The sequence below is a fragment of the Phyllobacterium sp. 22552 genome, from assembly GCF_052044585.1.
GTDB lineage: Bacteria > Pseudomonadota > Alphaproteobacteria > Rhizobiales > Rhizobiaceae > Phyllobacterium > Phyllobacterium ifriqiyense.
On record NZ_JBQENG010000002.1, the window covers coordinates 22,429 to 45,773 of the forward strand.

At 53.1% G+C, this 23,345-nt stretch carries 21 protein-coding genes and 2 tRNA genes; 12 read left to right on the plus strand and 11 right to left on the minus strand.

Annotated elements, in window-relative coordinates; all coding sequences use genetic code 11:
• Positions 1-125 precede the first annotated feature (125 nt).
• A complete protein-coding gene (locus ACTJI9_RS04160; RefSeq protein WP_336441830.1) occupies positions 126-1,337 on the minus strand; it encodes an MFS transporter in 1,212 nt (403 codons plus the stop codon).
• 152 nt (positions 1,338-1,489) lie between these two features.
• Positions 1,490-1,837, minus strand: a complete 348-nt coding sequence (locus tag ACTJI9_RS04165) for a hypothetical protein (RefSeq protein WP_115055319.1) — start codon at positions 1,835-1,837, stop codon at positions 1,490-1,492.
• A 128-nt stretch (positions 1,838-1,965) separates the two neighbouring features.
• Between ACTJI9_RS04165 and ACTJI9_RS04170 the strand changes: the two genes are divergently transcribed.
• From ACTJI9_RS04170 to ACTJI9_RS04180, 3 genes are all read left to right on the plus strand, one after another.
• On the plus strand, positions 1,966-3,786 hold the full coding sequence (locus ACTJI9_RS04170; RefSeq protein WP_440806266.1) for a PHA/PHB synthase family protein: 1,821 nt from the start codon (positions 1,966-1,968) through the stop codon (positions 3,784-3,786).
• A 304-nt stretch (positions 3,787-4,090) separates the two neighbouring features.
• Positions 4,091-5,254, plus strand: a complete 1,164-nt coding sequence (locus tag ACTJI9_RS04175) for a D-Ala-D-Ala carboxypeptidase family metallohydrolase (protein ID WP_440806915.1) — start codon at positions 4,091-4,093, stop codon at positions 5,252-5,254.
• Between the two features lie 146 nt (positions 5,255-5,400).
• Positions 5,401-5,475, plus strand: a tRNA-Glu gene (locus ACTJI9_RS04180).
• 113 nt (positions 5,476-5,588) lie between these two features.
• Here the strand turns inward: ACTJI9_RS04180 and ACTJI9_RS04185 are convergent.
• Entirely contained in the window at positions 5,589-5,765 is a 177-nt protein-coding gene (locus ACTJI9_RS04185; RefSeq protein ID WP_307284627.1) for a hypothetical protein, read from the minus strand.
• 504 nt (positions 5,766-6,269) lie between these two features.
• Here ACTJI9_RS04185 and sfsA point away from each other — a divergent pair.
• From sfsA to radC, 3 genes are read left to right on the plus strand one after another with little or no spacing between them, the layout of a single operon-like run.
• A complete protein-coding gene (gene sfsA / locus ACTJI9_RS04190; RefSeq protein WP_115055325.1) occupies positions 6,270-6,971 on the plus strand; it encodes a DNA/RNA nuclease SfsA in 702 nt (233 codons plus the stop codon).
• 18 nt (positions 6,972-6,989) lie between these two features.
• Positions 6,990-7,820 (plus strand): type I methionyl aminopeptidase, encoded by an 831-nt coding sequence (gene map / locus ACTJI9_RS04195; RefSeq protein ID WP_440806270.1) that lies wholly within the window; start codon positions 6,990-6,992, stop codon positions 7,818-7,820.
• An 11-nt stretch (positions 7,821-7,831) separates the two neighbouring features.
• Positions 7,832-8,635 carry a RadC family protein gene (gene radC, locus ACTJI9_RS04200; protein WP_307284622.1) on the plus strand — a complete coding sequence of 268 codons (804 nt, stop codon included), beginning with the start codon at positions 7,832-7,834 and terminating at the stop codon, positions 8,633-8,635.
• Here the strand turns inward: radC and ACTJI9_RS04205 are convergent.
• Both ACTJI9_RS04205 and tig read right to left on the minus strand, forming a co-directional pair.
• Entirely contained in the window at positions 8,632-9,321 is a 690-nt protein-coding gene (locus tag ACTJI9_RS04205) for a class I SAM-dependent methyltransferase (RefSeq protein WP_440806273.1), read from the minus strand. The two genes, radC and ACTJI9_RS04205, sit on opposite strands and share 4 nt — an antisense overlap.
• A 120-nt stretch (positions 9,322-9,441) precedes the next feature.
• Positions 9,442-10,866, minus strand: a complete 1,425-nt coding sequence (gene tig / locus ACTJI9_RS04210; protein ID WP_115055331.1) for a trigger factor — start codon at positions 10,864-10,866, stop codon at positions 9,442-9,444.
• A gap of 557 nt (positions 10,867-11,423) precedes the next feature.
• Between tig and ACTJI9_RS04215 the strand changes: the two genes are divergently transcribed.
• Positions 11,424-12,623, plus strand: coding sequence for an efflux RND transporter periplasmic adaptor subunit (locus tag ACTJI9_RS04215; protein WP_115055336.1), 1,200 nt, complete (start codon positions 11,424-11,426; stop codon positions 12,621-12,623).
• The gene (locus ACTJI9_RS04220) at positions 12,620-15,784 is read left to right on the plus strand and encodes an efflux RND transporter permease subunit (protein WP_336441833.1); all 3,165 of its coding nucleotides are present in this window, start codon (positions 12,620-12,622) and stop codon (positions 15,782-15,784) included. The genes ACTJI9_RS04215 and ACTJI9_RS04220 overlap by 4 nt, the downstream gene beginning before the upstream one ends.
• A gap of 54 nt (positions 15,785-15,838) precedes the next feature.
• On the opposite strand, the gene ACTJI9_RS04225 is transcribed toward ACTJI9_RS04220, so the two are convergent.
• A complete protein-coding gene (locus ACTJI9_RS04225; protein ID WP_440806277.1) occupies positions 15,839-16,045 on the minus strand; it encodes a hypothetical protein in 207 nt (68 codons plus the stop codon).
• Positions 16,046-16,160: 115 nt separating this feature from the next.
• Between ACTJI9_RS04225 and ACTJI9_RS04230 the strand changes: the two genes are divergently transcribed.
• Positions 16,161-17,048, plus strand: coding sequence for a LysR substrate-binding domain-containing protein (locus tag ACTJI9_RS04230; RefSeq protein WP_307284610.1), 888 nt, complete (start codon positions 16,161-16,163; stop codon positions 17,046-17,048).
• Here ACTJI9_RS04230 and ACTJI9_RS04235 read toward each other — a convergent pair.
• The 4 genes from ACTJI9_RS04235 to ACTJI9_RS04250 all read right to left on the minus strand — a co-directional run bounded on the left by ACTJI9_RS04235 (position 17,038) and on the right by ACTJI9_RS04250 (position 19,514).
• Positions 17,038-17,559: a GNAT family N-acetyltransferase gene (locus ACTJI9_RS04235; protein WP_440806280.1), complete on the minus strand. Its 522-nt coding sequence runs from the start codon at positions 17,557-17,559 to the stop codon at positions 17,038-17,040. The two genes, ACTJI9_RS04230 and ACTJI9_RS04235, sit on opposite strands and share 11 nt — an antisense overlap.
• 73 nt (positions 17,560-17,632) lie before the next feature.
• Positions 17,633-17,715: transfer RNA gene (locus ACTJI9_RS04240), tRNA-Leu, on the minus strand.
• 120 nt (positions 17,716-17,835) lie between these two features.
• Positions 17,836-18,408 (minus strand): GDYXXLXY domain-containing protein, encoded by a 573-nt coding sequence (locus ACTJI9_RS04245; RefSeq protein WP_440806282.1) that lies wholly within the window; start codon positions 18,406-18,408, stop codon positions 17,836-17,838.
• Entirely contained in the window at positions 18,408-19,514 is a 1,107-nt protein-coding gene (locus tag ACTJI9_RS04250) for a DUF2157 domain-containing protein (RefSeq protein WP_440806284.1), read from the minus strand. Before ACTJI9_RS04250 ends, ACTJI9_RS04245 begins: the two co-directional genes overlap by 1 nt.
• Positions 19,515-19,765: 251 nt before the next feature.
• Here ACTJI9_RS04250 and ACTJI9_RS04255 point away from each other — a divergent pair, with 251 nt between their 5' ends.
• A complete protein-coding gene (locus ACTJI9_RS04255; protein ID WP_081497128.1) occupies positions 19,766-19,912 on the plus strand; it encodes a DUF1127 domain-containing protein in 147 nt (48 codons plus the stop codon).
• 152 nt (positions 19,913-20,064) lie between these two features.
• On the opposite strand, the gene ACTJI9_RS04260 is transcribed toward ACTJI9_RS04255, so the two are convergent.
• The gene (locus ACTJI9_RS04260; RefSeq protein ID WP_440806287.1) at positions 20,065-20,631 is read right to left on the minus strand and encodes a hypothetical protein; all 567 of its coding nucleotides are present in this window, start codon (positions 20,629-20,631) and stop codon (positions 20,065-20,067) included.
• A gap of 126 nt (positions 20,632-20,757) precedes the next feature.
• On the opposite strand from ACTJI9_RS04260, the gene ACTJI9_RS04265 reads away from it, so the two are divergent.
• A complete protein-coding gene (locus tag ACTJI9_RS04265; protein WP_115055351.1) occupies positions 20,758-21,705 on the plus strand; it encodes an aldo/keto reductase in 948 nt (315 codons plus the stop codon).
• An 87-nt stretch (positions 21,706-21,792) separates the two neighbouring features.
• Positions 21,793-23,202 (plus strand): methylenetetrahydrofolate--tRNA-(uracil(54)-C(5))-methyltransferase (FADH(2)-oxidizing) TrmFO, encoded by a 1,410-nt coding sequence (gene trmFO, locus ACTJI9_RS04270; RefSeq protein ID WP_337353952.1) that lies wholly within the window; start codon positions 21,793-21,795, stop codon positions 23,200-23,202.
• Positions 23,203-23,345 lie beyond the last annotated feature (143 nt).

Here is a 23,345-nt window from a genome sequence, read left to right on the forward strand (position 1 = left end):
GGCAAATCCCAACTGCGACATTCGGTCCTACAACCGATTTAGCCCTAAATGCGGACATGCATAAGTGGGCCGCAAGGCCCTTTTGACTTCCACGTGATTTGCAGACTTTACGCACTGGCAGAAGTTCAAATACCGGCAAGCGGTTCAAGGCCGAATTGCTGACCTTCTTCTGAGATCATCCTGGCGTGATGCGCCTTGCGGTCAAGCATAGTTGACCATACCGCCACAGCCAGCCCCATGAGAGCCAGGGCAGCACCAACGAATGGCAAATACTGGTATGGAATGCCCAGAGTAAGCGCTGCCCCACCAATCCAGGCACCGGAGGCATTCCCCACGTTGAAAGCACCCTGATTGAGCGTAGCTGCAAGATTTGGTGCTTCATCTGCAGATTCGACGACTCGCATCTGCAAAGGTGGAACAATGATAAAGGTCAAAACACCCCAGAAAAACACGGTAATGATTATCGCTGTCGGCAAACCCGAAATCTCGGCCAAGATGACATGTGTCAGCACCAGCGCAGTCAAAGTCCCTATAACGGTCGGCATAAGTTTCCAGTCGGCGAGTTTACCGCCAATAACATTGCCGACAGTCATGCCCGCACCGAAAAGCAGGAGAACCCATGTTACTGCCGAAGTCGAAATGCCGGAAACATCTGTCAGGATTGGCTTGATATAGGTGAAGACCGCAAAAAGACTGGCCGAGGCAAGCGCCGATATTACCATGGCAAGCCAGACCTGCAGCTTGCCCAGCACCTTGACCTCGCTGAGAATGCCGCTTCCTTTCGGCTCATTCTTGGAAGACGGCACCAGCGCTATAATTGCAATCACAGCCGCAACGCCAATAGCGACAACGGCAAAGAAGGTGGCGCGCCAGCCGTAAACTTCACCGAGAGCCGTTCCAGCCGGAACACCAAGAATGTTGGCAAGCGTTAGCCCTGCAAACATCAGTGCAATAGCGCTCGCCCGCTTATGGCGTGGCACGAGGTTTGCGGCCACAACCGAGCCAATTCCAAAGAAAGCGCCATGTCCGAAGGCAGTGACAACACGGGCGATCATCAGCATCCAGTAATTGGGCGCGGTGGCGCAAAAAAGATTGCCGACAACAAAGAGCATGGCAAGCCCGATGAGCACGGGCTTTCTCGGCAGGGAAGCCGTGGCTATTGCGATGATCGGTGCTCCAATGACCACGCCTAGCGCATAACCCGTCACGAGTAGTCCCGCACTGGGGATCGATACACCAAGATCAGCCGCAACTTCCGGCAGCAGTCCCATGATGACAAACTCGGTGGTGCCTATGCAAAAGGAAGCAATGGCCAGGGCAAGAATCGGTAAAGGCATAGCGAGCAACCGCAAATGAGAGAAAGCATGATGCTGCCTATTCCGCGATGGCTGCACAACCAATTTTTGTGCAATGCAGCAATGCATTATCGGATGGCTACTTAATCGCCATTGGAAATAGCGGTCAGCGCAGCGGCAAAATGAGGACGGTCCTACTGCTGGCCGCTTTCAATAGCCTTCAGATCTTCTGCCTGCTGCTGACGCAGCAAGCGGATTTCGGCCTGTTTGCGCGCAGCGGCCGCGGGATCGGCGGAAGGACCTCTTTGGCTGTTCTTTGCCGCAGTCGTACGGTTGCGCAAAGCGTCTTTCTCTTCCGGCGTAAACTGGGTCGTTTCACCTTTAGGGTCAGGCGTAAAATGCGGATAGGTTCCGGTGTTGACCGGCCCTGTCATTGGAGAATTCGACATTGGCGCAGGGCTTGTATTGGCGCACGCGCTCAAGCCAACGATCATAACGGCGCTTGCCGAGCAGCGCATGAGCAGTTTGAGCGAGATTTTCATTATGTGTCCTGACTCAGAAAAACGATATTTATCATGGCTACAATAAATGCACCTTGGAGGGATAGCACCAACTTATGTTATCATGTCAATAATGCTGATCGGGAGAATTGGCGGGAGGATGCCACTGTATGGATAATCAAGGCGATAAAAGCACAAAGATACCCAGCCTGGATCACTATGTGGTCAAGGACCCGGAGGCCTTTGCCCGCAATGTCGCCCATATGATCGAACAGGCTGGCAAAGCGGCCTCTGCCTGGGTCGAGCCGCGCGAAAAAGGCTTGAAGCGCGACACGCTCGCCGATCCTGTCACCGATATTGTCAAAACATTATCGAAGGTCTCCGAATATTGGCTCTCAGAACCCAGCCGCGCGCTTGAAGCCCAAACAAAATTGTTTTCGAGCTATATGGCGATCTGGTCAAACTCCATCAGGCGCATAAGCGGCGAGGAAGTTGAGGATATTGCTGCGCCGGAAAAGGGCGATAAGCGATTCACTGACGAGGATTGGGGCCGAAACGCATTCTTTGACTTTTTAAAACAGGCCTATCTGGTCACTGCGAGGTGGGCAGGTGACCTGGTTGAGAATGCCGAAGGGCTCGATGATCACACGCGCCACAAGGCGTCATTTTACGTCAAACAGATCACAACCGCAGCTTCACCAAGTAATTTCCTTTTGACCAACCCGGAACTCTATAAGGAAACAGTTGCCAGCAATGGCGAGAATCTCGTTCGCGGCATGAAAATGCTTGCGGAGGACATTGTTGCTGGCGGCGGCGATCTTCGCTTGCGCCAATCGGATTTGACCAAGTTTGCTCTTGGAGAAAACGTGGCAACGACACCAGGAAAGGTCATCGCCAGAAGCGACGTTGCGGAAATTATTCAATACGAGCCCACCACCAAGGATGTGCTCAAGCGCCCTCTCCTGATTTGCCCGCCCTGGATCAACAAGTTTTATATTCTCGATCTGAACCCTGAAAAATCATTTATAAAATGGGCAATTGATCATGGTCATTCGGTTTTTGTCATTTCATGGGTGAACCCGGATCAACGGCACGCGCACAAGGATTGGACAGCCTATATCAATGAGGGCTTGCGCTTCGGCCTTGACGCAGTTGAGGCTGCAACCGGCGAACGGGCGATCAATGCGATCGGGTATTGTGTAGGTGGCACATTGCTTAGCGCTGCGCTCGCTCTCTTTGCCAAGGAAGGCGAAGATCGAATCAAAAGTGCCACTCTGTTTACAACGCAGGTAGACTTCACCCACGCCGGTGATTTGAAAGTGTTTGTTGACGAGGATCAGATTCGCGCCCTCGAAAACGCAATGTCTGCGGAAGGCTATCTTGACGGAACCCGCATGGCGACCGCTTTCAATATGCTGCGGTCTGGCGATCTTGTCTGGCCCTATGTCGTCAATAATTACATGCGCGGGCGCGATCCCGTGCCATTTGATCTGCTATACTGGAATGCAGATGCGACGCGTATGAGTGCAGCCAACCACTCCTATTACTTACGCAATTGCTACCTTGATAATAACCTCGTTAAAGGAATGATGAAGCTGGCCGGCGAAAGCCTGTCACTGGCTGATGTGAAGATTCCCATCTACAATCTTGCGGCAAAAGAAGATCACATCGCTCCCGCATTGTCCGTATTCACCGGCTGCCAGTATTTTGGTGGCGACATCACCTATGTCCTTTCCGGTTCCGGCCACATAGCTGGCGTGGTCAATCCTCCTGCCAAGAACAAGTATCAATTCTGGACCGGAGATACACCTGTTGGTTCATTCGAATCATGGCTGGAGAAGAGTGTCGAGCACCCGGGATCATGGTGGAATCACTGGCATGCCTGGATAGAAAAACAGGATAATACGCGTGTCGCGCCGCGCATACCGGGCGAAAATAACGTGCAGGTATTGGCAGATGCGCCCGGCACTTATGTGAGAATACGCGTGTAATTACGCAGCTATAGCATTAATTTTCACTGTAACTTTCGATTAAGGACCATGGCAGGAAAGTGTCAGATCACGCTTTTGCCTCATTGTGTATATAGTTCGTGTCTTGTGCGGATCGCTAAAAACAACTAGTTATTGCTGCTCTCTGCCGATGTATTTGCGCCTCAATAGAACTTCGTGGGCTTAATGCTCTTATAAACGGGCCGGATTGAATTATCGAATCGTGCCGGACGTCCAGACGGGGGAATCGTTGAAAACACTGCCGCGTTCAGTTTCAGCCTTACGGGCAAGCACAGTCGTATGCGTTATGAGCTTTGCAGCTCTTATAGCAACTTCTTGCACATCTACTGGCTCCAATCCCAGCGTTACTTCCGCATTGACTGTTGCCCCAACTGATCAAGCTGCTGCGAGCGATACCCAAACCTCCCTGCCCTCTGGCGGTAATGCGCAAGTTACCCCTGAGGCGCTGGCATTGGCTGGATCAACAGAAACAAACGCCTTGCAGGCGGTCAATGGCGCGGTAAAGCCAGGCGAAAGCAAGCCTGAGCTTGCCAAGACGGATGCAAAGACCGATGTGGCGGCTGATACCGGGACAAAAACAGAAGAAGTACAAGTGGCAAGTGCAGCGACCGTTGTTGCGCAACCTCCCGTCAGGACTTCTCTTTTTGGAAGCATGACGAAAAAAACAGAGACTGCACCGGCTCCCGCGCCTGAAACACCTGCAGCGGCAGCAGAATCCGCAAAGCCTGAACCCAAGGCTGCAGAAACAACCGTTGCGGACACGGCTCCTCCGGAAGAAACCAAACCGGCGGCTGCTACACAGAAGAACAATGGCGCACTTTTGCGACTGTTTTCCAATAATCGCTCCAAACCCGCCAATCAGCGGCTTGTTGCGGTAATCGAGCCTAAATCAAAGCCTGCCGGGGCATCTGAAAGCGACCTTCCATCCGCTGATTCCTTTGCTGGCCGGACTGAACATCTTGCATCCCTGCCCGGTGTACGGCCAAATGCCGGCATCCAGATCATGCAGCGCGATAGTCTCTATGAAGATGACGACATTGAAGCAGCGGGCGCTCCTGTAATTTTGGCTTCGGCGGCGGGTCTTGCGCGCCTGGCACCCAATGGCCTGAAAGTTCAACGTGAAAGCGTTGATGTTGCCTGCCTGAAACCGCAACTGGTGGGCATTTTGAAGCTGATCGAGCGCAAATATGGCAAATCCGTCATTGTAACCTCCGGCTATCGCAGTCCTCCCTATAATCGCAAAGTAAACGGCGCCAAGGCTTCTCTTCATATGTCATGCGCCGCCGCTGATATTCAGGTCCCTGGAATCAGCAAGTGGGAATTGGCCAATTTTGCTCGCGCCATGACAGGTCGTGGCGGCGTCGGCACTTACTGCCATACCGAATCGGTACATGTGGATATTGGCCCGCGCCGGGACTGGAATTGGCGCTGTTCGGGCAGAAAAGGCTGATTCCAATTGGCTTTTCTCGTGGGGTTGACGGTTTCCGGGCAACCGTCTTTTCAATAAATTTCGCATAAACTGCACTTTTTCTAAAAAAGAATGCATTATGGGGTTGCGGCGGAAATACTGTTTCACTATAAGCCGCTTCACCGGAGGCGCCCATCGTCTAGCGGTTAGGACGGCGCCCTTTCACGGCGCAAACAGGGGTTCGATTCCCCTTGGGCGTACCAGTCTTTTTCCAATAAAAATCAGCACTTTGTACGGCAAAGATAATTGCCTGTGCTTTACGCATATAAAAACGGCCAGCTCTGGTGAGCGGGCCGTTATTTCAATCTCGGATAGATTAATTCGCTGGTGCAGGTTGCGATGGAGCAGGCTCTGCTGGGGCCGGAGCTGCCGGTGGGGTTGCAGGCTCCGTAGTGGTCGCAGGCGGGGTGCCTGTGTCTGCAGGCTTGTTATCGCAGGCTGCAAGGGAGAAAGCCGCCACTGCCATCAGAGGCAGGAAAATCTTGTATTTCATCAAAGTCCTCCTAACGTTTGTCCCTCCGCGCAGCATGTGACACTCTGAAGAATTAGAACAGCCCGGTTTTTTTCAAGCTTTGTCACGACATGTTAGACAAAGTTATGAGGCTGAAATGGTGAGCTAGCATATCATAAATTGTTGCCACGATTCCCATCGTGACAACAGGACTCGCATTTTACCTCCAACGAGTCCGATTCTCCCACCCCAGAGCAAACTTACCTGCCTTTCCCAAGGCAGGTTTTTTGTATGACGGTCGCCTTTGTACAAACGTCATTGGAACACATTATAGGCTCGTTTTCCGCTAAGATGAATTCATGCAGGAAATCACGAGTATGAATAATAATATCAACACTACATTGAAATTTCTCGCGGCCGGATTGGCCGCTGCGACCATGGTCCTAATGGCCAACACCACTTTCGCAGATGTCATTAATGCTGTGTTGCGAAACCACTGAATTTAAACCTATCGATTTAATGACCGGCTTGCGCTAGTTCTGCCGGATGATCTTTGCTTTCCCACTTGTTACCGGCACTTTGGTGCAGCGCTATAAACGCTTTCTTGCAGACATCGTTCTGGATGATGGCAAGGCTATTACCAGTTCGGTCCCCAATACCGGGTCCATGTTGGGTTTGACCGATCCGGGAATAAAGGTCTGGCTTTCCCATAGTGACGATCTGAAGCGAAAATACCCGCACACGCTGCAAATGGTTGAAGTCTCCGGGCACATAGTTGGAATCAATACCGGCCTGCCCAACCGCATTGCAGAAGAAGCGATTATTGCCGGATTAATCCCGTCGCTTGCTGGTTATGCCGCTCTTAAGCGCGAACAACGTTATGGTGCCAATTCACGCATCGATATATTGCTCACCGACCCGAACCGTCCAACCGCCTATGTCGAAGTGAAGAACGTACACTTTTCGCGTACGCCCGGCTTGGCCGAATTTCCCGATTCTCCCACCGCTCGCGGCGCAAAACATCTGGACGAGCTTGGCAACATGGTGGAAACTGGCCATCGTGGCGTGATGCTCTATGTGATTCAGCGAGGAGATTGCGATCAATTGAGGATATGCGGCGATTTGGACCCGGTTTACGCGGCGGCTTTTGAACGGGCGATGCGGCGCGGGGTTGAAGCTTACGCCGTAAAATGCCACATCACGCCTGCAGGTATCGCTGCAGTCAGCACGATGCCGATTATAGATTAACGTCAACCGGTCAGTTCAATGGTTACTTATCTCGACGCACAAAGCGCGCCCCTGAAAAATACAGGGCAAATTCGGCTTCATGGCCCCGAAGGCTTCGAAGCGATGCGTAAGGCTTGTCAGTTAACGGCACGCTGTCTGGATGAACTCGCCTCGATCGTAGCTCCGGGCGTTACAACCAACACAATTGACCGCTTCGTGTTCGAGTTTGGTGCCGATCAAGGTGCCCTGCCCGCAACGTTGAATTATCGCGGCTACACTAAATCCAGTTGCACGTCGATCAATCATGTCGTCTGCCACGGTATTCCTGATGACAAGTCGTTGCGCGAGGGCGATATCGTCAATATCGACGTTACCTATATCGTTGACGGCTGGCATGGTGATTCCAGCCGCATGTACCCGGTTGGCGAGATCAAACGCGCTGCAGAGCGGCTTATGGAAGTAACGCATGAAAGCCTGATGCGCGGCATTGCTGCCGTTCGTCCAGGCGCACGAACTGGTGCCATCGGTGCAGCCATACAGACCTACGCTGAAGCGGAACGTTGTTCCGTCGTTCGCGACTTCTGCGGCCACGGTGTGGGGCAACTGTTCCATGACGCACCCAATATCCTGCATTACGGCACGCCGAACGAGGGTGTGGAAATGCGCGAAGGCATGATTTTTACCATTGAGCCTATGATTAACCTTGGCCGTCCGCATGTGAAGGTTCTTGCCGATGGTTGGACCGCTGTTACCCGCGACCGGTCATTGACAGCTCAATATGAGCATACTGTGGGTGTCACGAATGAAGGCTGCGAGGTTTTCACCCTGTCTCCGGCTGGCCTGTTCGCACCTGGATTAAAACTCGGATAGATGGAAGCCGTATGAGTGAAGAAAAGCCCAACCTGACCTTCTTCCTCAACGAAACTTCCGCAAAACTCTCCTCAGAACAACCTGCCGTTGATATAAACAGGACATCGCGCAACGCACAGCCGCAGTCGGCCGAAGTCGAACCCATTCCGCACTACGTCGGACATCGCGAACGCATGAAGGAGCGGTTTCAAAGCGTCGGCCACGTCGGCTTTGCCGATTATGAAATGCTGGAAATGTTGCTCTATCGCTCCATAAGACAGGGTGACACAAAACCTTTGGCGAAAGCACTCATTGCGCGCTTCGGCTCTCTGGCAGAAGTCCTTGGGGCACCTGAGCACCTCTTGCGTGAGGTCAAGGGATGCGGTCCAGCTATTGCCTTCGACCTTAAGTTCGTCTCCGCCCTCACCCACAGGATGATCCGCAGCGAAATTCGCGATAAGATCGTGCTTGGTTCATGGGCCAAAGTCATGGATTACTGTGTCGCAGCAATGGCTTATGAGTCACGGGAACAATTTCGCGTCCTGTTTCTGGACAAGAAGAACGCCCTTATCGCTGATGAGGTCCAGCAAGTGGGCACTGTCGACCACACACCTGTTTATCCGCGCGAGGTTATTGCTCGCGCCTTACAGCTCTCTGCCAGTGCTATCATTCTTGCACACAACCATCCCTCCGGCGATCCGACACCATCGAAAGCTGATATTGAGATGACAAAGACAATCGCCAATATCGGCACACAGATGGGTATTGTCGTGCACGATCACATCATTATCGGCAAAAGCGGGCACGCCAGCCTGAAAGGGCTTGGCCTCTTTTAGGCTGGCTTACTTTCAAACAAATAGACCGCACTTGTGTCCGTCGAAGCGGCGCTGCCATTGCCAAAATCGGGCACTGAATATTTTGATAAGATGCGCAAGCGGTGGTGAGGCAGATATTCTCTTCCGGGATCACCTATGAGCACTTTGATACCTGCGGTGATGCATCTGTCGAGATAGGCAACGACCCTTCCGGCAATATCTGACGCATAGAACAAGTCACCCACAGCAATCATATCCACCTCTGGCGGATCATCGTCGAGAATGTCCTTGCAAATTGTGTCGACGTTCACCGCATTAGCCGCTGCATTCATACGGCTCGCTATAGCAGCGTAAGGATCAGTATCGACGCACACCACTGCGGTTGCTCGCGCTTTGGCAGCCGCAATTCCAACAATTCCGGAACCTGCTCCCAAATCGAGCACATGCAAGCCCGCGACCATTGCCGGATGGTCTAAAATATACCGGGCTAAAACTGTCCCGCCCGCCCAGCGATAAGCCCAGTATGGCGGATGATCATTGCCATATATGTCTTGATTTCCAAGTTTACCCAATCCGCTTGCTGGATGCGCCGTATAGAGCGATATCTCCGCCACAGCAGGAGTGGGCAGAATATGCAGGTTCTCCAAAATGAAAGCGCGTGGATCAACCAAGGGGGCACCGAGGTGAGCCAATTTGGGTTTTTTCAATTTCAACTTTCTGGGCTGTAAATAGAAACTTCTAGGCTATCGCCCTGAGATGGAAAGAAAAACGGCCCCGCAATGCGGAGCCGTTTTTCTTAACTGGCGATAAGCCGCTTACCGAGAAGCTTACGCTTCGTCTTCAGTCTTCTTCTTGGCTGCCTTTTTTGGCGCTGCCTTTTTGGCAGGCTTCTTGGCTTCGCCGGACTTTTCTTCCGACTCGTCTTCAGCCATCAACTCTTCCTTGGTCACCTTCTTATCGGTGACATTGATGCTGGCGAGCAGGTGGTCAACCACCTTCTCTTCGAAGATCGGAGCGCGAAGATTGTTGATCGCCTCCGGTGTCTTGCGGAAGAATTCATAAATCTGCTGTTCCTGACCAGGATACTGACGAACCTGATCGTAAACGGCGCGCTGCATTTCTTCTTCGGTTACTTCAATACCGGCTTTGTTGCCGATTTCCGAAAGAACGAGGCCAAGACGAACGCGGCGTTCAGCAAGCTTGCGATATTCGGCGCGTGCTTCTTCTTCCGTTGTATCTTCGTCTTCAAAGGTCTTGCCAGCCTGTGCAAGGTCCTGACCGATCTGAGCCCAGATATTGTTGAACTCGGCGTTGATCAGACGCTCTGGCGACTCGAACTGGTATTCGCCATCCAGCGCATCCAGAATCTGACGCTTCACTTTCTGGCGTGTGAAAGAACCGTATTGGCTCTCGATCTGCTCGCGAATAACCTGACGCAGACGATCAGCACTTTCAATGCCGAGCTTCTTTGCGGTTTCGTCGTTGATTTCGAGTTCGCCTGGCTTTGCAACTTCCTTGACAGTGATGTCGAAAGTAGCGTCCTTGCCTGCAAGATGAGCAGCCTGGTATTCAGCCGGGAAAGTAACCTTGATCTGCTTTTCATCGCCAGCTTTTACGCCGATCAATTGATCTTCGAAGCCTGGAATGAACTGGCCGGAGCCAAGAACCAATGTTGCATCGCTATCTGCGCCACCGTCGAAAGGAACACCATCGACCTTGCCGAGATAATCCATGGTAACGCGATCGCCGCTTTCAGCCTTGCCCTTCTTTGTTTCGAAGGTCTGGGCAGAGCTTGCAACACGCTTAACCTGCTCTTCGACTTCCTCATCGGAAACGTCAACGATCTCGCGGGTAATGCTGATCTTGGAAGTGTCTTTGATTTCAATCGCTGGCAGAACTTCATAATTAAGCGAGAATTCAAAGTCGGCTTCGCCGGAAAGAACCTTGTCAGCTTCCTTTTCGTCTTCGGTCATGACGACTTCAGGCTGGGTAGCCGACTTTTCGTTGCGATCCGAAAGAATGGTGCGCGAAGAATCGCTCAGGATTTCATTGACGACTTCAGCCATGAACGACTTGCCATACATCTTGCGAAGGTGGCTCATTGGCACCTTGCCGGGACGGAAGCCATTGATGCGCGCCTTTGCGCTGGCACCCTGGAGGCGTTCGGAAAGCTTTGCTTCCAGATCCTTGGCCGGAACAACGACCTTGATCTCGCGCTTCAGCCCTTCATTGAGCGTTTCAGTAACCTGCATGTCCAAACCTTCACTTTTTTAACATTTGTCCCGCCGTCGCCGGCTCGTTCGCCAAATTGCGGGAGAAAAACTGTTGCCTATGTGGCTTCCGGTGCGGATGAGCAATTTTTGCTTGGCCATCCACGCTGATTCTATTGCCGTATTTCCAACTCAACTCTCGATTTATGCCACGCATTGTATCACAGACTGTGGCACAAAGTTGGGTGAGAAATCGCACCTTCACCGACTGGTCGCTCCCTTTACTCGGCTCGGGTATAAAAATCAATGGCACTGCCATGCAGGCTGGCAAAATAGCATTGTTTGGTGCCGCTACAGCCTGAGATTGCAGGGTGACAAGAAAATGGAACTATGCAAATCTATTCATGTGGGGATTTTCGGATAGGTCAATTATGGCTGCACTATGTTAAAATTGTGCAGAGCCCTCTCGTAAACACTCCCCGCCAGCATTATGTGACTTCGCTCTACTCGACCTTATCGTCCGCAAAGACTGATCAAAGTTGATACCGTTTCAGCATTGCTGACACACCTTTGCGACACGCGTGGGACGTCTTACTGTCATGGAGGCCTACCCTTTGTCACGATCACTTTTAACAATAATCAAGGTTGGTTTGACAGCCGCTCTTCTGTCCTCTGGTGCTTCATTTGCCCAGGAAGCAGCGGCCCCGCCACCTCCCCCGCCGGTATCGGTCGCCAAGCCGGTCGTCCGTGATGTCGTTGACAGCGACGAATTCATTGGCCGCTTTGAACCTGTTGATGAAGTATCCATACGTTCCCGCGTCGCCGGATATCTCGACAAGATCGAATTTACAGATGGTGCGCTGGTTAAAAAAGGCGATCCGCTTTTTACAATCGACCAGCGACCTTTCGAAACAGCCCTGTCGCAGGCGCAGGCCTCGCTCGAAGTGTCAAAGACCACGCTCGTCTATGCCGAAGCGCAATTTAAGCGCACCGAGTCACTGGCTGCAAACGGCACGCTTTCCGCTTCGCAACTCGACGACAGGCGCCGCGACTTCATTTCGGCTCAGGCAAATGTCCGCGGCGCAGAGGCAGCTCTTGCCCGTGCGCAGCTTGATCTTGAATATACAAAGATAACAGCCCCCTTGAGCGGGCGCATTGATCGCCGCCTGATCTCCGTTGGCAATCTCGTTCAGCCAGACCAAACGATTCTTACGACAATCGTCTCACTCGACCCGATTGATTTTTACTTCAATGTCGATGAGCGTAACCTGCTTTCCTATGCACGCACCGCTCGTGAAAACGGCAGCACCTTGCAGGAAGGCGCCTCCGGTCTGGAAGTCACCGTCCGGCTTACCGATTCTGCCGAACCGCCTGTAAAGGGCAAGGTTGATTTCGCGGAAAATCGTCTGGATGACCAGACGGGCACAATGCGCGTGCGCGCCCGCTTCAGCAATCCGAATTTTGTTTTGCAGCCAGGCCTGTTCGGTCGCGTCGATGTTGCCGCATCCAATACCTATAAGGGTATTTTGATCCCGGATGAAGCAATCGGCTCTGACCAAAATGAACGCATCGTCTTCACAGTCAGCGAAGATGGCACTGTAACCCCGAAGCCGGTTCGCCTTGGACCGAAGCTTCATGGCTACCGCGTAATCCGCTCCGGAATGACGGGCGATGAAACCATCGTGGTAAACGGCCTGATGCGGATTCGCCCAGGCGTAAAAGTCAAGCCGGAACTGGTGGTGCTACCACCGGAAGCTGTAACGGCTGATGCGACCAAAGCGCCGGAGGCTGCGCAATGAGATTCGCGCACTTTTTCGTCGACCGGCCGATCTTTGCGAGCGTTCTTTCGATTGTCTTGCTGATTGTCGGCGGCATAGCTTACACACAGCTGCCAGTTGCGCAGTACCCCGAAATAGCCCCTCCAACCATTGTCATCCGCACTTCCTATCCGGGCGCCGACGCTGAAACCATTGCCAACACGGTGGCGACGCCAATCGAGCAGGAAATCAACGGCGTTGAGGGCATGTTGTATATGTCCTCCTATTCCACGGCCGATGGCTCCATGGCATTGACCGTGACATTTCGGCTGGGAACAGATCTCGATAAGGCGCAGGTTCTTGTACAGAACCGCGTGTCCATTGCGGAGCCGCGCCTTCCGGAAGAAGTCAGACGTCTTGGTATCACCACCACCAAAAGCTCGCCTGATCTCATGATGGTTGTGCATATTCTTTCGCCAAATGGTCGTTATGACCAGCTTTACGCCTCCAATTATGCACGCTCGCGCGTTCGCGACGTGTTGTTGCGTCTGGATGGCGTCGGCGATCTGATCATTTTCGGTGAGCGTGAATACTCGCTGCGTATCTGGCTCGACCCCGAAAAACTCTCAGCCTATGGCATGACATCAAGTGATGTCGTGCAATCGCTGCGAGATCAGAATGTGCAGGTTTCGGGCGGTTCCATTGGCGGACCGCCAACCTCCGGCACCAATGCGTTTCAATATACTGTCACCACTGAGGGCCGCTTCAGCGATGCCCGGCAGTTCCGCTACGTCATCGTCAAGGCGACAGAAAGCGGGCGCCTCGTGCAGTTGCAGGATGTGGCGCGCATCGAACTTGGTGCCAAGGATTATGTCACCAACTCCTATCTGAACGGCAATCCGGCAGTGGCCTTGGGTATTTTCAGCCGCCCGGGCACCAATGCCCTTGCTGCTGCGGATTCAATCCGAAGCACAATGGAGGAACTCAAGAAGGATTTTCCTGACGGGCTGACCTACGATATCGTTTACAACCCCACCGAGTTCATCGCGGAATCGATCAATGAGGTGTACAAAACGATCATTGAAGCCGTCATTCTCGTGGCGCTCGTCGTCCTTGTCTTCCTGCAATCGTGGCGCACCGCGATCATACCGATTGTCGCAATTCCCGTCTCCCTTATCGGAACGCTGGCATTGCTGCTCGCCTTCGGCTTCTCGCTCAATATGCTCACATTGTTTGGATTGGTCCTTGCCATCGGCATTGTCGTCGACGACGCCATTGTGGTTGTCGAAAATGTCGAACGAAACCTTGCAGCCGGCATGACGCCCAAGGAAGCCTCGCACGTCACTATGGACGAGGTCGGCACCGCCGTTATTGCCATTTCGCTGGTGCTGATCGCGGTCTTCGTACCGACTGCTTTCATTCCCGGCATTACGGGGCAATTCTACCTGCAATTTGCCATCACCATCGCAGTAGCAACGGCAATTTCGGCTCTTAATTCACTGACGCTTTCGCCAGCGCTTGCTGCGATTGTGCTGCGGCCACACAACCACAGCGAATCGAAAAACCCGGTTGCCCGTTTTGGCCGGGCCATGGCCAATGGCTTCAATACCGGCTTTGACAAGATGGCGAATGGCTACTCTTGGGTCATTCGCCACCTCGTCAGTTCAGCCATTGGTATCACGGCCTCCCTGCTTGTCTTTGTCGGGTTGCTTGTCGCCACATGGTATATGGCAACCGCTGTTCCACGCGGCTTTATCCCGACCATGGATCAGGGTTACGCCATCGTCGTGGTGCAGTTGCCTGACGGTGCGTCTCTCAATCGAACCGATGCAGTCATTGAAAAGGTTTCAAAGATCGTTCGGGACGTGCCGGGTGTAAAAAATGCCGTCGCCTTCTCTGGCTTTAACGGCGCGACTTTCACCAATGCGTCAAACTCCGGCGTAGTTTTCGCCGCCTTCGACTCCTTCGAAAATCGCCTGGAGGAAGGTCATAACGCCAACCAGATTATTGGTCAGCTTTATGGCAGTCTGCAAAGTATTCAGGAAGCCTTCATCATTGCCGTTCCTCCACCCGCCATCAGCGGTATAGGCAATTCCGGCGGCTTCAAGATGCAGCTGCTGGACCGTGACAGCTCCGACATGCGCCGCGTGCTCGCCCTGGCCTATCAGATGATGGGCGAAGCCGCACAGACACCGGGTGTAACCGGCGTTTTCACCACCTTCTCTGCCTCCAGCCCGCAATACTTCCTTGAAGTAGACCGGGACAAGGCAAGAGCGCTTAATGTGCCCATTCCGAGCATTTTCGAAACGCTTTCGACAAATCTTGGAACATCATATGTCAATGATTTCAATGCTTTCGGGCGCGTTTATCAAGTTCGTGCGCAGGCGGATCAACAATACCGCCTCGACCGGCAGGATATTTTGAACCTGAAGGTACGATCAGCCACGGGAGCGCTTGTTCCACTTGGCACGTTGATCGAGATCAGGGACACTACAGGGCCGTCGCTCGTGCAGCGCTACAATATGTACGTATCCGTACCGTTGCAGGGCAATGCTGCTCCCGGTGTATCGACCGGCGCAGCTCTTGATCAAATGGAAGCGCTGGCCGCCAAAACGCTGCCACAAGGCACATCGTTCAATTGGACGGAACTTGCCTTTCAGGAACGCGCGACCGGCAATACGGCGGTGTTTATCTTCGCCCTGTCTGTCATCTTCGTGTTCCTCGCCCTTTCAGCGCAGTATGAAAGTTGGGTATTGCCGCTGGCAATTATCCTGATTGTTCCACTGGCTGTCCTTGCCGCGCTGATAGGCGTGGCGTTGCGCGGGATGGACAATAATATCCTCACGCAAATCGGGCTTGTGGTTCTCATTGGTCTGGCGGCGAAAAACGCCATTCTTATTGTGGAGTTTGCCCGTCAACACGAGGAAGAAGGCGCAAACCCGGTAGAAGCAGCGATCGAAGCCAGCCGCTTGCGCCTGCGTCCGATCCTGATGACCGCCTTTGCCTTCATCTTTGGCGTTGTGCCTTTGATGATTGCAACTGGACCCGGTGCGGAAATGCGTCAGTCGCTCGGAACAGCGGTGTTCTCCGGAATGCTTGGGGTCACATTCTTCGGTCTGTTCCTGACACCGGTGTTCTACGTCGTGCTCAGATCCTTCCGGCGCAAACCGAAACCTGCGGCAGAACAAGCCGCAGCGCATTAAAAATAAAAGCGCGGGGCCTTAACAGCCCCGCGCTTTTGCATTGGCTTCAATATTCTATGGCAGACGATATCTGTACGTCGGTGAAAGCATATCGCGCGTCTTATATGTGAATGCGGCACGCTCGCTTGGCGTAAGATTGATGTCGCGCAGCATATAGGCATTCAAATCCCCAGGGTCGCCTGCCGGCACTGAAGTCTGCTTGGAAAAGCCCGCCCAAAAAACCGCAAGCGAACTCAATCCGAATAATCGCAATTCGGTCATGACACTCTCCATCAAGCTATTAATTGTCCTGTTGTGTGGACAGATGTATTATCTTATTAACAGGCATACCAACGCGAATTTGATGATTAGACATCAATAGATTTAATGGCTCGACATGACGTCACTTCCTCTAGGTTCTATCCGGGTTTTTGATAGTGTTGCGCGGTTGCAGAACTTTACGAAAGCAGCCGATGAGCTCAACATGACCCAATCGGCCGTCAGCTATCAGATCAAATTGCTGGAAGATTTTGCCGGTACGCCCTTGTTTCAGCGCCGCGCACGCGGCGTTACCTTGACGCCGAAGGGCGAAGTAATAGCGCCGGTGATACGCAGGGCTTTGGCTGATATGGGCGAGACATTCCGAGCCATTCGCGAAGAACAAAATTCCGTGCTGGTTATTTCAGTCATCCATACATTTGCCAGCAATTGGCTGACGCCGCGCATTACTGATTTTCAAAACCTGCATCCCGAGGTTTCGGTGCGCTTCGATATTTCCTCCCGCTTGGTTGATTTTTCCAGTGAGGGAATCGACTGCGGCATCCGGCTCGGTCGTGGAAATTGGCCAGGCTTGACCTCACATCGGCTTTTATCGGGCGGTTTCACACCCTTGGCCAGCCCCGCCTATCTTGAACGATATGGCAGACCGCAAACACCGGCAGACCTCCTGCAATGTCATCTGATCACGCCAGACGATAATTGGTGGCCCGTCTGGTTTCGCCAAGCAGGTGTCGAAGGGCCATTGACCATGACCAAACCCGGGGTAACGATTGATACCCAGCAGATTATCGGCGGATTGGCATTGTCCGGCGGCGGCGTCGGACTGGTTTCTTCAGCTTTTTTCCAGAATGAAATAGAGTCGGGCACGCTGGTAAAGCTTTTCGATATCGAAGCCTCAACCGGCACCAATTATTATCTGGTCTATCCCGAAGCCGGGCAATTGCCAGCCAAGGTGAAGTTCTTTCGGGACTGGATCATAGACTGCTCATGCAACACTAAGTTTTGACGATACGATCAAGCAACACGACATCACTGTCCTTGTAGATTGCACGTGAAAACTCCTTGAACCCGAGTTTTCCGGCCAGCTTTAACGAAGTGTCGTTCCAATGATCAATCATGCAAACGGTTCGCTCGGATATTTTCCGGGCATCGTACCATTGCAAGGCCGCGTACGCTGCTTCTGACGCCAGGCCTTGGCCATGGCGGGTATATTTGATCCTCCACAATGCCTCCGGAATTCCGTCAAAAGCCGGGCCATTGCCGCGATGAAACCTTGCCACCCCCGTTTCTCCGACCAGCTCCCCGGTTTGACGGTCGATGACCAGAAGCGGACCATAGCCAAAAACGTTCCAATGCCCGATCCAACGTAGTAGCCTATCCCAGCTTTGCTCATCGGTAAGTCCGGGCAAGACTTGAACACCCTTGCTTAGGTTGGGATCATTGATCCATATCGCCTTATAGAGTTCGAAATCCTCAATACGTTGCGGGCGCAACAAAAGGTGGCTTGTTTCAATCATGATCAGGTTTCCCCCACATGCACGCGAGTTTATCTGTCCAGTGCCTTATTCTCAATTGTGTTTGGAAAGATTGTGGTGCGGATAGAGGGACTCGAACCCCCACGGTCTCCCGCCAGAACCTAAATCTGGTGCGTCTACCAATTTCGCCATATCCGCATCCGAGGCACGTAGCCGAACCTCAAGCGCGGGTCTCTATAGCACCGTCTTTCTGAGGGTCAAAGGAAAAAGCCGGGTAATCGACACTATTATTTCAAACCCGTAATTTCCCGCCTATTTCTAATAGAGGGGTTCCTCGTAGAGAACCTTTCCATCGCTTCTTAAAGCCCGTATCTGGGCGTCTCCCTCATTCGATACAGCAATAACGACATCGATCTTTCTCTCGCGCTGCTGTTCTTCGATTGCCAGGCCCTGACCTTCCGGAACGTAATAGCGCTCAATGCCATAATCGACATGATAGGTGTTGTCGGAGGCAAAATAAGCGTAGTTTGGCGTACGTCCCCGAAGCTGCACTTCATCGGGCTTCAGGTCAGTGCGGGCCTGCCACGAAGCACTTGCAAAGTTCCAACGCTCATCTGCCCCTTTGACCAGTGTAACATAGACGTCAATGAGGCCCTTCGCCTCCGGGCGCGTACCGGATATCTTGTCGATGCTGACATTGGAGATATCATAGGAGAGGATCACATAGTCTCCGCGCAGGAAATCCCGGGGATCAATGGGCTGGCTTAGCAGGATCACGTCTTTGCCGCTCCGCAGGATGGATGCGCGCTGCTCAACCATTGCGTATAAAGCGCCCGATTGCAGCAAGGCGACGATAATACCCAGCCAGATAATGCGCTTGCCAGTGAACATCAGGCGGCTCCTTCCGCTTGCGCAATCTTCTTTTGCAGCCGCCGCTCCATGCGCACAACAAAGGCGGCAAGCAGCAATACCAGCACGCCCGCACTCAAGAAGAAGCTCGCGGTTCCGATAAGCGTCCCTATCGTCTTGAATGCCAGATAAAGCACTTCGAGCGAAAATACGGTGTAAGACATCCATCTGACGGCAAGATTGCGATAACCGGAGAGAACCAGCCCGGCAATCGCACAGGCCAATATACCAAAGCCGATAATGACCTGATCGCTTACTTCACTATCGAAGCGATCAAACTGAAAATAGCTCAGCACCAGAAGAAGCATCAGAAACCCGTAAGCGCCGATTGCCTTGCTCCAGCCGGTGAGCCGTTGCAGCACTGCAGTCGACAGCGCATCGCCAAGAAAGAGCACCCCGCCCGCCATAGCGGCGAGCCACAATATCCAATCACCGCTCAAATCATCATAAAGGGCGAAAACATAGGCCATCAGTACCAGCGCGATAAAATGGCGGGCGATCTGCGCCTTGGTATACCAGACAAGTCCTGCACTAATGAAAAGCAATACCGGCAGAAGCCAGCTATAGGTGTGCGAGTCATTGGTATCCAAAACCATGAAAAGGTAGAGCGCAGTTATCGCCACCCCGGTTGCGACCAACACAGGCGAGCGTAGCAAAAGCGCCGCAACCATTGTTCCCGCAGTCCAAAGCAAGACGGCTTCCGTTGTATCGCCTGATAAATGATACATCTGCCCGATGAGCGCTATACCGGCTCCAAAGGTGATTGCGGCAATCAGATAGAGCGCCTGACTAAAACGATTATCGCCGAGGCTCGACCGCCATGCGCCGCCAACATAGCCGATCCATAGCACCAGGATGATCATCACGACGCGAACAAGGCGCGGCATTACTTCCCAATTTGCCGCGACAAGCGAAATGATGGCAGCACCCAAGAGAACTGCGCCGAGCACCGCAAGAATCCCGCCAAGGCCAAAGCCAGACCGGGTTTTCTCTACGTCCTTGCGCAAAAGATCGGCTGTCACCTCGTCTATCAGACCTGCCTGCTGCCAGCGGGCAATGTGTTTTTTGATGCCGATCGAAAATGCCACGAAGTGCTCCTGAGTCGTACGGGGATTCAAATAACGCCAGCGGCAGGAAAAACGCAATTGCCACCGCATTGCCGAACTGATCGCGATTTTGACATTTGTGCGCCGCAGCAATTAAAATCGATTAATGATGCAATGCAACATATGCATAGCTGATCTGCAATCTTGTCTCTGCAAATTCTGCATGGGCTGCACTATCTTCAGTTCAACGATCAAGAGTGATCAACCGAACAACAACCGAAGTGGTGATTGAAATGAACCTTATCCGCTCTTACAGCAACTGGCGCCGTTATCGCGACACGGTTACTGAATTGAACCGTCTGTCGACCCGCGAACTTAGCGATCTGGGCATTGCCCGTTCGGACATTCCGTTCGTCGCCAAGAAGTCCGCAGTACGCTAATAGTTTGACGAATATCGCCGGGGCTTTACCTCCTCCCAAAGCCTCCCGCGATCAAAGCCCGGCACTCCTCCTCCCAGCCGGTCTTTATATAACGACACCCACCGCACCTCCTCCCGCGGTGGGTGTTGTTGTTTGTAGGATGCGCTGAGACATCAGCGCTGCCCGCCATAACCCCGCTCTTTCCATTCCAACAAACGCATCACATCTGGCGCCCCTCCTGCTGGTTCGTACCAGGAGTCAACGGCCCAGGATGTACCCGAGCGATCCCGCAACACTGCGGTGAAATGCGGATAGCGGCCATCGAGGAAACTCCCGCGTGAATCCCTGTTTCCCACTGTGTGGTGGCGCAACAGCTCGGCGCGCTGCAAATAGCTGAGGAAGCCGCCTGTATTGGCTGCCTCGTCGACGCAATCCATTTGGCCTCTCTCGCGCCCTTGGCCAAAATCCATTTTCGGGCGATCCCGGATACCGATTATTTGAGCGCTGCGACGCTCAAATATCTGCACAGCGCGCCGCACCGCAGCCCGTTCGGCTTGTGCCGACTTGCCTCCGCTCTTCATGATTGACGCGATTCTGCCGCGATCGGCAGGAGAAAGCGTCACACTGGTTTTGAACGTACAGCCATAGCCATGGCAAACACTGAATGTTTGCGCATTGGCGTTTGATACGCATGCCCAGGCAATGGCAGCGGGCAAAATAAGAAAGGCATATCTCATCATGAGAGAATATATCAGAAATTGCCTTTCGGCCTGTTGAAGAAATTGTGTCTGCAATGACGGGGTGGAAACCCGCATCGTCACGTCCTACATTCAAGCTCCCACCTCAATAATCCCCGGGAGTTCATCATGGAACAACGTCGTCTTGGCCGTACGGGCCTCACTATCGCTCCATTGGTCTTTGGCGGAAACGTCTTCGGCTGGACCGCCGACAAGAAAACTTCCTTCGATCTGCTTGATCGGTTCGTTGATGCGGGCCTCAACGCCATTGATACTGCGGATGCTTATTCGCGCTGGGTGCCGGGCAATGAAGGTGGCGAGTCCGAAACCATAATCGGCGAATGGATGAAAGAACGCAAATCTCGCGACAAGGTGGTGATAATCACCAAGGTTGGCTCCGATATGGGACAAGGCAAGAAGGATTTGTCTCCCGCCTACATTGCAAAGGCCGCCGAAGCCTCCTTGAAACGGCTTCAGATTGAAGAAATTGACCTTTATCTTTCGCATTGGCCGGATCCGGACACACCATATGAAGAAACCCTTGCCGCGCACGAGAAGCTGCTCAAGGCTGGCAAAATCAAATCAATGGGCTGCTCCAATCTCGACGCTGATCAATTGCGGAAATCGCTTGATGTGGCCAAGAATAAGGGGCTGCATCGCTACGATGTTTTGCAGCCGGAATATAACCTTTACGATCGCGCAAGCTATGATGGCCCACTGCGCGATCTCTGTATGGCTGAAGATATCGGCGTCATCACATATTTCAGTCTCGCGAAAGGCTTTCTGTCCGGCAAATATCGCAGCGAAGCCGATCTTGGCAAAAGCCCGCGGGGCGGCGGTGTGAAGGATTATCTCAACCCCCGTGGAAATCGTATCCTCGCAGCCCTTGATGATATATCCGCCAAGCATAAGGCAAAACAGGCCGAAGTCGCATTGGCCTGGATCATCCACCGCGATGGCGTAACTGCACCAATTGCCAGTGCAACATCGCTTGAACAGCTTGATAGTCTGATCAAGGCGGCCACTATGGAACTCAGCAAAGATGATCTGGCGACGCTTGATACTGCCAGCGCCTGATCTGCCCTAGGCGTCATGAAAGCCGTCACAATCATCTGTGACGGCTTTTTCATTGAAGCCAGCAATCAAAAAGACTATTGGTGCGCCATGTCACATAAACCCGTACACATTATTGGCGGCGGTCTCGCCGGTTCCGAAGCATCATGGCAGCTCGCAGAGGCTGGCATTCCCGTTATCCTGCACGAAATGCGTCCTGTTCGCGGCACAGATGCCCATAAAACGCAGGACCTTGCAGAGCTTGTATGCTCCAACTCCTTCCGTTCCGATGACGCCGAAACTAATGCTGTTGGCGTGCTTCATGCGGAAATGCGTCTGGCCAATTCACTCATTATTGCCTCCGCCGATGCCCATCAGGTTCCGGCCGGCAGTGCGCTTGCTGTTGATCGCGATGGTTTTGCGCAGGCAGTTACCGCGAAAATCGAAGCTCATCCACTTATCACTATCGAGCGCGAAGAAATTACCGGCCTGCCGCCAGCGGAGTGGGACAAGGTTATTATCGCCACCGGCCCGCTGACGGCGCCTTCACTTGCCGAAGCAATCGGCAATGAAACAGGGGCGGACTCCCTCGCCTTTTTTGATGCAATTGCACCGATCGTGCATTTCGATTCCATCGATATGAACACTTGCTGGTTCCAGTCGCGCTACGATAAAGTTGGCCCCGGCGGCAATGGCAAGGACTATATCAACTGCCCCATGTCAAAGGAGCAATATGACGCCTTCATTCAAGCATTGATTGCGGGCGACAAGACCGAATTCAAGGAATGGGAAGGCACGCCCTATTTCGATGGCTGCCTGCCAATCGAGGTCATGGCAGAACGCGGACCGGAGACATTGCGTCATGGACCGATGAAGCCAATGGGTCTGACCAACGCCCATAATCCGACAGTGAAAGCCTATGCGGTGGTGCAGTTGCGTCAGGACAATGCGCTTGGCACGCTCTATAATATGGTCGGTTTCCAGACCAAGCTGAAATATGGCGCGCAGACTGACATATTCCGCATGATCCCGGGCCTTGAAAATGCGGAATTTGCCCGGCTGGGTGGACTGCATCGCAACACTTACCTCAATTCACCGATTTTGCTTGATCCGACCTTGCAACTGAAATCCCGGCAAGGACTGCGGTTTGCCGGACAAATCACGGGATGCGAAGGCTATGTTGAATCCGCGGCCATCGGTCTTTTGGCGGGCCGTTTCATGATTGCCGAGCGTTTGGGTCAGCCAGTCACGCCGCCCCCTCTGACAACGGCTTTCGGCGCGCTGCTCGGACACATTACCGGCGGGCATATCGTATCGGATGAAGAACCCGGCAAACGTTCATTCCAGCCAATGAATGTTAATTACGGGTTATTCCCGCCGATTGAAGCGCCCGTCTCTGAGGGCAAGCGTTTGCGTGGCAAGGAAAAGACCAATGCCAAAAAACGCGCCATGAGCGCCCGCGCACTGGCAGATTGCCGTGCCTGGCTTGGCCTGCCCGCTGTCGCCGAGGCCGCTGAGTAACCCAATTTATTCAGCAGTAGCGCTTTGCGTGCTTCGACAAGCTCAGCATGAGGTGACATTGCGCCTGGCATAATAGTCTCAAAGATTGCAGGATTTAGCGTCCTGCAATCAGACCCCATTCCTCATGCTGAGCTTGTCGAAGC

What these genes read in the sequence shown, in the direction of transcription:
- ACTJI9_RS04160 (WP_336441830.1), bottom strand. Translation starts at nt 1,337, where the DNA reads ATGCCTTTACCGATTCTTGCCCTGGCCATTGCTTCCTTTTGCATAGGC.
- ACTJI9_RS04165 (WP_115055319.1), bottom strand. Translation starts at nt 1,837, where the DNA reads ATGAAAATCTCGCTCAAACTGCTCATGCGCTGCTCGGCAAGCGCCGTT.
- ACTJI9_RS04170 (WP_440806266.1), top strand. Translation starts at nt 1,966, where the DNA reads ATGGATAATCAAGGCGATAAAAGCACAAAGATACCCAGCCTGGATCAC.
- ACTJI9_RS04175 (WP_440806915.1), top strand. Translation starts at nt 4,091, where the DNA reads ATGAGCTTTGCAGCTCTTATAGCAACTTCTTGCACATCTACTGGCTCC.
- ACTJI9_RS04185 (WP_307284627.1), bottom strand. Translation starts at nt 5,765, where the DNA reads ATGAAATACAAGATTTTCCTGCCTCTGATGGCAGTGGCGGCTTTCTCC.
- sfsA (WP_115055325.1), top strand. Translation starts at nt 6,270, where the DNA reads ATGATCTTTGCTTTCCCACTTGTTACCGGCACTTTGGTGCAGCGCTAT.
- map (WP_440806270.1), top strand. Translation starts at nt 6,990, where the DNA reads ATGGTTACTTATCTCGACGCACAAAGCGCGCCCCTGAAAAATACAGGG.
- radC (WP_307284622.1), top strand. Translation starts at nt 7,832, where the DNA reads ATGAGTGAAGAAAAGCCCAACCTGACCTTCTTCCTCAACGAAACTTCC.
- tig (WP_115055331.1), bottom strand. Translation starts at nt 10,866, where the DNA reads ATGCAGGTTACTGAAACGCTCAATGAAGGGCTGAAGCGCGAGATCAAG.
- ACTJI9_RS04215 (WP_115055336.1), top strand. Translation starts at nt 11,424, where the DNA reads ATGGAGGCCTACCCTTTGTCACGATCACTTTTAACAATAATCAAGGTT.
- ACTJI9_RS04220 (WP_336441833.1), top strand. Translation starts at nt 12,620, where the DNA reads ATGAGATTCGCGCACTTTTTCGTCGACCGGCCGATCTTTGCGAGCGTT.
- ACTJI9_RS04225 (WP_440806277.1), bottom strand. Translation starts at nt 16,045, where the DNA reads ATGACCGAATTGCGATTATTCGGATTGAGTTCGCTTGCGGTTTTTTGG.
- ACTJI9_RS04230 (WP_307284610.1), top strand. Translation starts at nt 16,161, where the DNA reads ATGACGTCACTTCCTCTAGGTTCTATCCGGGTTTTTGATAGTGTTGCG.
- ACTJI9_RS04235 (WP_440806280.1), bottom strand. Translation starts at nt 17,559, where the DNA reads ATGATTGAAACAAGCCACCTTTTGTTGCGCCCGCAACGTATTGAGGAT.
- ACTJI9_RS04245 (WP_440806282.1), bottom strand. Translation starts at nt 18,408, where the DNA reads ATGTTCACTGGCAAGCGCATTATCTGGCTGGGTATTATCGTCGCCTTG.
- ACTJI9_RS04255 (WP_081497128.1), top strand. Translation starts at nt 19,766, where the DNA reads ATGAACCTTATCCGCTCTTACAGCAACTGGCGCCGTTATCGCGACACG.
- ACTJI9_RS04260 (WP_440806287.1), bottom strand. Translation starts at nt 20,631, where the DNA reads ATGATGAGATATGCCTTTCTTATTTTGCCCGCTGCCATTGCCTGGGCA.
- ACTJI9_RS04265 (WP_115055351.1), top strand. Translation starts at nt 20,758, where the DNA reads ATGGAACAACGTCGTCTTGGCCGTACGGGCCTCACTATCGCTCCATTG.
- trmFO (WP_337353952.1), top strand. Translation starts at nt 21,793, where the DNA reads ATGTCACATAAACCCGTACACATTATTGGCGGCGGTCTCGCCGGTTCC.